Below are 8,696 nucleotides of genomic sequence, written 5' to 3' on the forward strand. Positions count from 1 at the left end.
ATATTACAACTGAAAATTCAAAGGACAGAACATTTCCTTTTTTTGATACTTAAAATATAAAATACTGAAAGTCAAATGATTTAAATATATCACTGTTTGTCCAGGGGGAGTTCTGCAACTCCCTCTTTTCAGAAAATCTGCGCGGCCCGCGCAGATTCTTGAGGATAGTAATACATCATACGAGGGCCTGGGGGGGATAATCCCCCCGGACCCCCGTATTTTTACAGCCCGGCAGCCTGCCGCAAGGCATCCGCCTTGTCGGTGCGCTCCCAGGTGAAGTCCGGCAACTCCCGCCCGAAATGGCCGTAGGCCGCCGTCTGGAAATAGATGGGACGCAACAGATTCAAGTGTTGAATGATGGCCTTGGGACGCAGATCGAAATGGTCGGCCACCAGCTTCTCGATCACCGCATCATCCACAACCCCGGTGCCGAAGGTCTTCACCATCATGGAAACCGGCCGGGCCACCCCGATGGCATAAGCCACCTGAACCTCCGCCCGCCGGGCCAGGCCCGCCTTGACGATGTTCTTGGCCACATAACGCCCCATGTACGCCGAAGAACGGTCCACCTTGGAAGGATCCTTGCCGGAGAAGGCCCCACCACCATGAGAACCCGCACCACCGTAGGTGTCCACGATGATCTTGCGCCCGGTCACGCCACAGTCGCCCACCGGCCCGCCGATGACGAACCGCCCCGTGGGATTGATCAGATAGTTCACCTTGCCACGCACCAGCTCTGCAGGCAGGATGGGTTTGATGATCTCTTCGATGACCGCTTCCTCCAACGCCTTGTGGGTGATCTCGGGATCATGCTGGGTGGAGATCACCACGGTTTCGATGGCGGCGGGGTTGCCCTCCTCGTAACGAATGGTCACCTGGGACTTGGCGTCCGGTCGCAGCCAGGCCAACTGCCCGTTCTTGCGCACCTTGGCCTGCCGTTCCATCAAACGATGGGCATAAAAGATCGGCGCCGGCATCAATTGAGGCGTTTCGTCACAGGCGAAACCGAACATCAGCCCCTGATCCCCGGCCCCCTGCTCCAGATCCAGACCCTGACCCTCGTTGACCCCCTGGGCAATGTCCGGGGACTGCTTGTCCAAAGCCACCAGCACACCGCAGGAGTCGGCGTCGAAACCCATGACCGACGAGGTGTAACCCACCTCCCGCACCGCCCGGCGAGCCGCCGCGGCGTAATCCACCAGCGCCGTGGTGGTGATCTCGCCGGCAATGACGATGAAACCCGTTTTGATCAACGTCTCGCAGGCCACCCGTCCCCGGGGATCCTGGGCGAGAATCGCATCAAGAACCGAATCGGAAATCTGGTCGGCAATCTTGTCGGGATGTCCTTCCGAAACCGATTCCGAGGTAAACAAATAGTCGCGAGCCATGTGATGATCCTCACAGTTATGAGTAGACAATGATCCGGCCGCCGAATGCTAGCGCTCGAACTCTTCGGTGCTGCATCGGCCCACATCGCGGTGTCGCACCAGGACATGATAGCCCTGTGTCCGTAACCGATCCGCCAGGCCCTCCACCAGGAATACGGAGCGGTGGCGGCCTCCCGTACAACCGATATCGACGGTGAAATAACGTTTCTTTTCCCGCCGATAGCGGGGCACCAGATAGTCGAACAAATTGCCCAAACGGTCCAGAAATTCCACCGCCTCCCCCTCTTTCTCCAAAAAGGCTTTGACGTCGTCATCAAGCCCGGTAAGGGGACGCAATTTCGGGTCGTAATGGGGATTGGCCAGGAAACGGCCGTCCAACACCATGTCGGCGTCGGTGCTGCTGCCGTATTTGAAGCCGAAGGAACGAATGATGATGCGCAGATCCGAGGCCTCGTCCAGATGATAAAGCTGGTCGAGGCGCGCCTTGAGCTCTCCCACGGTCAGGGAAGAGGTGTCGATGACCAGGTCGGCCATGGCCCGCAAGCGCTCCAGATGGGCCGCCTCCTGGGCGATGGCTTCCTGAACCGTGCCCTCCATCGCCAGGGGATGGCGGCGCCGCGTCTCCCGATAACGGGTCAGGAGACGGTCGAAATCGGCCTCCAGAAAGAGGATCTCCACCCGCTGCGCCACCAGCGACATCTGCTGACGCAGACTGGCCATGCTTTCCAGGCAACCCTGCTCCCGGATGTGAATCCCGATGGCCATGCGCCGCATGCGCTCGCCGCCGTTTTGCACCAGGGTGCTCAGAAAAGCGGGAATCAGGCTCAACGGGAGGTTGTCGACCCAGAAAAACCCCAGGTCTTCCAGGTACTTCAATGCGCTGGATTTCCCGGCCCCCGAGAGGCCGGTCACCAGGATCAGATGTTCGATGGTGTTCGAGGTTTCCATCATGACCCAACAATCACTTAACAGGAGCCAACTGCTTGCGTCGTGAGGAAGAGGCGATACCCAGGGCTTCACGGTACTTGGCCACGGTGCGCCGCGCCACCTGAATGCCCTGATCCTTCAGCAACTGGGCCAGCTTTTCGTCGGAGTAGGGACGTTTCGGCGGTTCGGCGTCCACCAGCTTCCTTATTTTATATTTGACCGCTTCCGAGCTGTGAGATTCCCCGGAATCGGGAGAAGCCAGGGAAGAGGAGAAGAAATATTTCAGCTCGAAAATGCCGCGGGGGGTGTGCATGTACTTGTTGCTGGTCACCCGGGAGGCGGTCGATTCATGCACCCCGATGTCGTCGGCCACGTCTTTCAGGATCAGCGGCTTGAGGTACTCCTGACCCAACTCCAGAAAATCCTTCTGAAAGCGCACGATGCTCTCGGCCACGCGATAGATGGTGCTGGAACGCTGTTCCAGGCTCTTGATCAACCACTGGGCGGAACGGGCGTTTTCCAACAGAAAGCGTTTTTCCTGGGGGGACATCTCCCTGGACATGGAATCCTGGTAATAGCGATTGAGCCGCAACCGGGGCACCGTATCGGGGTTGATCTCCACCACCCACTCCCCGTCGCGCTTGCGCACATAGACATCCGGGGCCACATACCCCACCTGCTCGCTGCCGAAGGCCAGTCCCGGCTTGGGATTGAGGGACTGGATGACCTCCACCGCCTCCGCCAGATCGTCTTCGTTCAGGCGCAGCAACCGGCCCAGCTTGCGAAAGTCGCGGCGACCCAAATCGTCCAGATGGTCGAGCAGATCGGCATACGGGTACCGGCAAATACCCCGGTTCTTGAGCTGCAGCAGCAGACACTCCTTCAGGGAGCGGGCCGCCACACCCGACGGCTCGAAGGACTGCACCAGAATCAGCACGTCCTCCATCTCGTCCAGCGTGGCACTGTGGATATCGGCCAGGCTCTGCAGATCGACGGTCAGGTAACCGTTGTCGTCGATGGCGTCGATGAGCAGCATGCCCAGCACGCGCTCCCGCTCGCTTACCGCCGAAAGACCGAGTTGCCAGATCAGATGGTCCGCCAGGGAGTCGGTGCGGGCCAGGGTGTTTTCCAGGGGAGGCGCTTCGGAAGGGGGCTCGCCGGAAGAGGTGCCGATATTGTCGCCGTAGATGTCGGTCCAGTTGGCATCCACCGGCAGCTCGCTGCTCAACTCCATGGCGCCCTGGTCGCGAACATCCATCTCTCCCAGGGGCAGGTCGCTGAAATCGCCCAGATCCCCGAGATCGCCCAGATCCCCTATCTCGCCGAAGGATTCGCTCTCTTCGTGTTCATCACGGGTGGAACGACTCAGCTCCGGGCGCTCCTCCCCGGAATAGTCGTCGTCGCCGCCCTCTTCTTCGCGATCCAGCAGCGGGTTGCGTTCCAGCTCCTCCTGGAGATACTCCTCCAGCTCCAGACTGGACATCTGCAACAGGCGGATCGCCATCTGCAACTGGGGTGTCATCACCAGTTGCAACCCCATCCGTAGTTTCAGTTCCAGACCAAGCGCCATGACAATCCCTTGCAGTTGCTGGTTGCGGATATCCTTTTTCCGGGAACTTCCCTGGGTCCCGGATCCAACCTTGCCTACTCCAGTTTGAACCGATCCCCCAGGTAGAGACGCCTGACCTCGCTCTCCTCGACGATTCGGGCCGGTTCGCCTTCCGCCAGAACCCGCCCTTCCGCCAGGATATAGGCGCGGTCGCAGATTCCCAAGGTTTCCCGCACGTTGTGATCGGTGATGAGAATGCCGATCTCTCTTTCTCTCAGGTGGAGCACGATATCCTGGATGTCTCCGACAGCCAGTGGATCGACTCCCGCAAACGGCTCATCGAGCAGAATGAAGCGGGGTTCGATGGCCAGGGCCCGCGCCACTTCCACCCGCCGGCGCTCCCCTCCCGAAAGCGCCATGCCGGGAGTGCGCGCCAGATGGGCCACCCCCAGTTCGGTCAGCAACTGCTCCAGCTTGGCCAGACGGGCGCCTCGACTCAGGGGCTGGGCTTCCAGAATGGCCAGGATGTTGTCCCGCACCGTCATCTTGCGAAAGACCGACGGTTCCTGGGGCAGATAGGAGATGCCCGCCCGGGCCCGCCGATAGACCGGCTCCCGGGTGATCTCCCGTCCGTCGAGCCAGATGGAGCCCGCATCGGGCCCCACCAAACCCGCCATGATGTAAAAGGTCGTGGTCTTGCCCGCCCCGTTGGGCCCCAACAGCCCGACCACCTCTCCCGGTTCCACCGAGAGACTGACCTCCGTCACCACCTGCCGACCCCGGAAACGCTTGGTGATCTGCCGCGCCTCCAAACGGGGCCGATGGAGAACGTCCTCTCCGGAGGTTTGCCGAATCGCCGCCTCTTCCCCCATGTTCAGGGTTTTTCCGGCGTCGCCGGGGGGGTGATGCGCGCCGAAACCCGGCTGCCTTCACTTCCCTTCACCGCCATGTTCAGCACCTGACCGTTCGGCCCCAACCGCACCAGAATATTGCCGCCTTCCAAACGGTCCTTGTCCTTCTCGACCACGGCGTTGTTGCGCTTGCCGATCATTTCCAGGGTGCGTTTTTCCAGATCGTAGACCACCGTCTCGGCCCGACCGCGATGCTCGCCCTGAAGCAGCACCACGTTGCCCTCCGCTTCCAGTTGCCGGATGCGGGCGCCTTTGCCCTCCTTGCCGCCCTGGCCGTAACGCACGGTCAGGCGTTCCGAGGTCATGGTCATCTCCCCTTCACGGGCTTTGACATGTCCCTTGAAAACCGCCACCTGCTGTTTTTCGTCAAAGTCGAGACGGTCGGAGGTCACCTCCAACGGCTCCGCCGCCGCGCTCCATCCCGGCAACGGCGCCAGACACCACCCCAAGACCAGAATCCAGCCCCACAATCGCTTCATCCTGTCATCGCCTTCAGCCCACCCGGAACGGACAGATGCACCTTCTGCAGTATCTCCAAACGTCTTCTCTCTTGAAAGAGCCGGAATCCGACTCCCGAAACGCGCAATGCCTCGCTCACCATCCGGAAAGGCTGATCCGTGTATAACATGCGCTTTTCCGGATCAAACCGCAACAGCTCCGTCGACAGGCGATGTCCCTGATTTGTGGTCACTTCCACCCCGTCCTGGAACTCCATCTCCCGGGTAAAGGTATTGACCCGGCCTCCCTGGGCCGCCACCCAAACCGGTTCGAAGGCCTGGCCCTGAAACAGGGTCAATCGGGGAGCCTGCACCCGATTCCAGCCCTCCTGTTCCCGTACCGTCTCCGGGGTTTTCATCTCCCAGCGGATGCGTTCGCCTTCGTACTGCACCAGATGGATCCCGGTACTGACGGCGGGGGCGACAGCGGCGGCCATCTCCTGCTTCTCTGGAATACTCGCAATCGGTTTATTTTGCAAGTTCCATGCAAGAATTCCAGCCGATCCGACGGCCAGCAACAAAAACAGATGCTTGATCGATCCTCTCATGCCGATCCCACCCCGTTTTCCCAACGTGCGACAAGGCCGTCCCACTCCCCTCTGGCACGCAGGATATGTTCCGCCAGTTCCCTGACGGCCCCCCGCCCGCCACGGCGGCCCGACACCCAATGCACCCGGGCCACAACCTCCGCAGCGGCATCGGCGGGAGCCGCAGCCAGACCCACCCGGGTCAGAACGGGCAAATCCACCAGATCGTCCCCCATGAAAGCACAGTGCTCGGCGGCTATCCCCCGCTCCTCCAGCTCCCGGGAGAGGACCGCCCACTTATCCCCGATGCCCTGATGCCAGAAAGCCAGTCCCAGTTCCCTGGCCCGCCGCTCCACCAGAGCGGAGAGGCGCGCCGTCACCAGACCGACGACGAGGCCCGATTCCCGCAACAGACGAATGCCCATGCCATCCCGGACATAAAACCGTTTGCTCTCCTCCCCGCCATCCGACAGGAAGATGCCCCCGTCGGTCATCACCCCGTCCACATCCAGGGCCACGACCCGGAGGAGCCGGGCCTTTTCCCGGCAGGCATCATCCCACAGCCAGGGTTTACGGGAAAGATCGGCCCGCATCATACCACCCCCGCTTTGAGCAGATCATGCAAATGGATCACCCCCACCAGTTTTTCCCCCTCCAGACAAAAGAGGCTGGTGATCTTGGCCTCCTGCATGCGGCGCACCGCCTCCGCCGCCAGAGAGGAGACGGCGATATGCCGGGGATTGCGGGTCATCACCTCTCCGGCGCTGCGGGTCAGGAAGGGTTCGCCCCGTTCCAGGAGACGGCGCAGATCCCCGTCGGTGATGATGCCCGTCAACCGCCCCGTTTCGCTGGTCACACCCGTCATGCCGAAACGCTTGGCCGTCATTTCGAGAATGACCCGCTGCATGTCGGTAGTCTCCGCAACCAGGGGAATGGCCGCTCCGGTGTGCATGAGATCCCCCACCGTCCACAACAACCGCCTGCCCAGACTGCCCCCCGGATGCAGCAGGGCAAACTGCTCCGGACCGAAACCACGCGCCTCCAGCAGCACCACCGCCAGGGCATCCCCCATGGCCAGCGCCGCCGTGGTCGAACAGGTGGGAGCCAGTCCCAAAGGGCACGCCTCCTGACCCACGGCCACATCCAGCACCACGTCGCTTTGCCGGCCCAGTGTCGAATCCCGTCTGCCCAACAGACTCACCAGGGGAATGCCCAGCCTTTTGATCACCGGCAGCAGGGCCACCACTTCCGTCGTCTCCCCGCTGTTGGAGACCGCCACCAGACAATCCTGGGTGGTCACCATGCCCAGATCCCCGTGGCTGCCCTCCGCCGGATGCAGAAACAACGCCGGCGTTCCCGTACTGGCCAGCGTCGCCGCCAGCTTCTTGCCGATCAGCCCCGACTTGCCCATGCCCGTGACCACCACCCGGCCCCGGCAATCGCGCAACAGCTCCACCGCCCGGACAAAATCCCCATCCAGCCGCTCCGCCATGGCCAGTATGGCTTCCGCTTCCAGACGCATGGTCTTCCGGGCCATCGTCACCATCCAGTCCATGCCCTTCACCGCTCCCTTTCGCCAAACCGTCCCCGTTCACACTACCTTCGACCAAAGACCCGAAAAAATCCAGGACAGCCACGCGCCTTTGCCCCATAATGCCTGAAAAAGGGCCCTTCCAGAAGATCCACCTTGAAAGCGCTTATGAATATCGTTCGCGATTGCATGTTTCCCAATATCGCCACCCTCAACCCCGGCGCCAGCCTCATGGAGGTGCTGCGCGCCCTGGTTCGTCAGCGACCCGGTTTCGCCGTGGTCCTCGACAAGATGTCCCCCATGGGACTGGTGACCGAATTCGACCTGCTGCGCTGGGTGATCAAGGGTTTCGATCTCGACCGGACCCATCTGTCGGATCTCACCCTCTCCGCCCCCCTGGCGGTTCACGAGGACACCCCCTGCCAGGAGCTGCTGCGCCTCTACAATCTGCGTCGCATCCGCCGCTTCCCGGTACTCAACGAAGACGAAATCCTCTCCGGCGGCATCATGGAGAAACAGATCCTCTCCTCCCTGCCCCGCACCACCCTGCTGGCTCACTATCGGGTCATCGACCTCCTCACCGAAGAGGCCCCTCTGGTCACCCCGCCCATCACCTTCGACGAGGTGGCCGCCCGTATCGTCCATTGGCATCGCGGCTGCGTTCTGGTCGGAGACACCGATCGCTGCCTCGGCGTGGTCACGGAAGGGGACGCCCTGCGCTGCCGTCTGCGGCCCGACTGGCATCCCGACATGCCGGTGGAGTCCTTCATGACCCTGGCTCCACTCACCATCAACGCCCAGCAGAATCTCCTGGACGCCCTCGACCTCTTTCTGCGCGCCGGACATCGCCGGCTGCCGGTGGTGGATGACGAAGGCCGTCTGGTGGGCCTGTTGACCCAGACCGATCTGTTGCGTCAGATGGGCCATTCGGTACGTACCCATCAGGCGGTGCTCAACCCCGAAGACATCACCGAACCGGCCCTCTGGTTCGAGCCCGGCGGGGATCACCGTCTGCTGGCGCTCAATCGCAAGGCGGCGCGTCTGCTGGAGCTGGAAGAGGCGGAGTGGGTGGGACGTTCGATCCGGCCCCTGGCCGTCGACGGCGGCGTCTGGTCGGCCATTGCCACCCTGCTGGACAGTTGCGGCACCCTCAATCAGGTCACGCTGCCCTTGCGCACCGGTCAGGGCCACGGGGTCTGCGTCTCCTGCCGCTTCAGCCTGGTGCATACCCCCACCGGGGAGGACCGGATTTTCTGGACCCTGGGTCAGATGGAAAAAGGCGGGGAAACCTGCTCCTGAACTCATCAGTCAGATATAACGGGGGTTCGGGGGGGATTATCCCCCCCGACGGGTCCAGGGCAGCGCC

At 61.9% G+C, this 8,696-nt stretch carries 9 protein-coding genes; 1 reads left to right on the plus strand and 8 read right to left on the minus strand.

Annotated elements, in window-relative coordinates; all coding sequences use genetic code 11:
- Nucleotides 1-221: 221 nt before the first annotated feature.
- The 8 genes from HQL56_15860 to HQL56_15895 all read right to left on the minus strand — a co-directional run bounded on the left by HQL56_15860 (nucleotide 222) and on the right by HQL56_15895 (nucleotide 7,345).
- On the minus strand, nucleotides 222-1,388 hold the full coding sequence (locus HQL56_15860) for a methionine adenosyltransferase (protein MBF0310991.1): 1,167 nt from the start codon (nucleotides 1,386-1,388) through the stop codon (nucleotides 222-224).
- Nucleotides 1,389-1,436: 48 nt separating this feature from the next.
- Nucleotides 1,437-2,339, minus strand: coding sequence for an RNase adapter RapZ (gene rapZ / locus HQL56_15865; GenBank protein ID MBF0310992.1), 903 nt, complete (start codon nucleotides 2,337-2,339; stop codon nucleotides 1,437-1,439).
- Nucleotides 2,340-2,349: 10 nt separating this feature from the next.
- The gene (locus HQL56_15870) at nucleotides 2,350-3,885 is read right to left on the minus strand and encodes an RNA polymerase factor sigma-54 (protein MBF0310993.1); all 1,536 of its coding nucleotides are present in this window, start codon (nucleotides 3,883-3,885) and stop codon (nucleotides 2,350-2,352) included.
- Nucleotides 3,886-3,959: 74 nt separating this feature from the next.
- Nucleotides 3,960-4,736: an LPS export ABC transporter ATP-binding protein gene (lptB, locus tag HQL56_15875; GenBank protein MBF0310994.1), complete on the minus strand. Its 777-nt coding sequence runs from the start codon at nucleotides 4,734-4,736 to the stop codon at nucleotides 3,960-3,962.
- A 2-nt stretch (nucleotides 4,737-4,738) separates the two neighbouring features.
- Nucleotides 4,739-5,254, minus strand: a complete 516-nt coding sequence (locus HQL56_15880; GenBank protein MBF0310995.1) for a hypothetical protein — start codon at nucleotides 5,252-5,254, stop codon at nucleotides 4,739-4,741.
- Nucleotides 5,251-5,820, minus strand: a complete 570-nt coding sequence (lptC, locus tag HQL56_15885) for an LPS export ABC transporter periplasmic protein LptC (GenBank protein ID MBF0310996.1) — start codon at nucleotides 5,818-5,820, stop codon at nucleotides 5,251-5,253. The genes HQL56_15880 and lptC overlap by 4 nt, the downstream gene beginning before the upstream one ends.
- The gene (locus tag HQL56_15890) at nucleotides 5,817-6,392 is read right to left on the minus strand and encodes a phenylphosphate carboxylase subunit delta (GenBank protein ID MBF0310997.1); all 576 of its coding nucleotides are present in this window, start codon (nucleotides 6,390-6,392) and stop codon (nucleotides 5,817-5,819) included. Before HQL56_15890 ends, lptC begins: the two co-directional genes overlap by 4 nt.
- The gene (locus tag HQL56_15895; protein ID MBF0310998.1) at nucleotides 6,392-7,345 is read right to left on the minus strand and encodes a KpsF/GutQ family sugar-phosphate isomerase; all 954 of its coding nucleotides are present in this window, start codon (nucleotides 7,343-7,345) and stop codon (nucleotides 6,392-6,394) included. Before HQL56_15895 ends, HQL56_15890 begins: the two co-directional genes overlap by 1 nt.
- Nucleotides 7,346-7,498: 153 nt before the next feature.
- Between HQL56_15895 and HQL56_15900 the strand changes: the two genes are divergently transcribed.
- Entirely contained in the window at nucleotides 7,499-8,629 is a 1,131-nt protein-coding gene (locus tag HQL56_15900; protein ID MBF0310999.1) for a CBS domain-containing protein, read from the plus strand.
- Nucleotides 8,630-8,696 lie beyond the last annotated feature (67 nt).

The organism is Magnetococcales bacterium (assembly GCA_015231925.1).
In the GTDB taxonomy this organism is placed as follows: domain Bacteria; phylum Pseudomonadota; class Magnetococcia; order Magnetococcales; family JADGAQ01; genus JADGAQ01.

What these genes read in the sequence shown, in the direction of transcription:
- HQL56_15900 (MBF0310999.1), top strand. Translation starts at nt 7,499, where the DNA reads ATGAATATCGTTCGCGATTGCATGTTTCCCAATATCGCCACCCTCAAC.
- HQL56_15895 (MBF0310998.1), bottom strand. Translation starts at nt 7,345, where the DNA reads ATGGTGACGATGGCCCGGAAGACCATGCGTCTGGAAGCGGAAGCCATA.
- lptC (MBF0310996.1), bottom strand. Translation starts at nt 5,820, where the DNA reads ATGAGAGGATCGATCAAGCATCTGTTTTTGTTGCTGGCCGTCGGATCG.
- HQL56_15860 (MBF0310991.1), bottom strand. Translation starts at nt 1,388, where the DNA reads ATGGCTCGCGACTATTTGTTTACCTCGGAATCGGTTTCGGAAGGACAT.
- lptB (MBF0310994.1), bottom strand. Translation starts at nt 4,736, where the DNA reads ATGGGGGAAGAGGCGGCGATTCGGCAAACCTCCGGAGAGGACGTTCTC.
- HQL56_15890 (MBF0310997.1), bottom strand. Translation starts at nt 6,392, where the DNA reads ATGCGGGCCGATCTTTCCCGTAAACCCTGGCTGTGGGATGATGCCTGC.
- rapZ (MBF0310992.1), bottom strand. Translation starts at nt 2,339, where the DNA reads ATGATGGAAACCTCGAACACCATCGAACATCTGATCCTGGTGACCGGC.
- HQL56_15870 (MBF0310993.1), bottom strand. Translation starts at nt 3,885, where the DNA reads ATGGCGCTTGGTCTGGAACTGAAACTACGGATGGGGTTGCAACTGGTG.
- HQL56_15880 (MBF0310995.1), bottom strand. Translation starts at nt 5,254, where the DNA reads ATGAAGCGATTGTGGGGCTGGATTCTGGTCTTGGGGTGGTGTCTGGCG.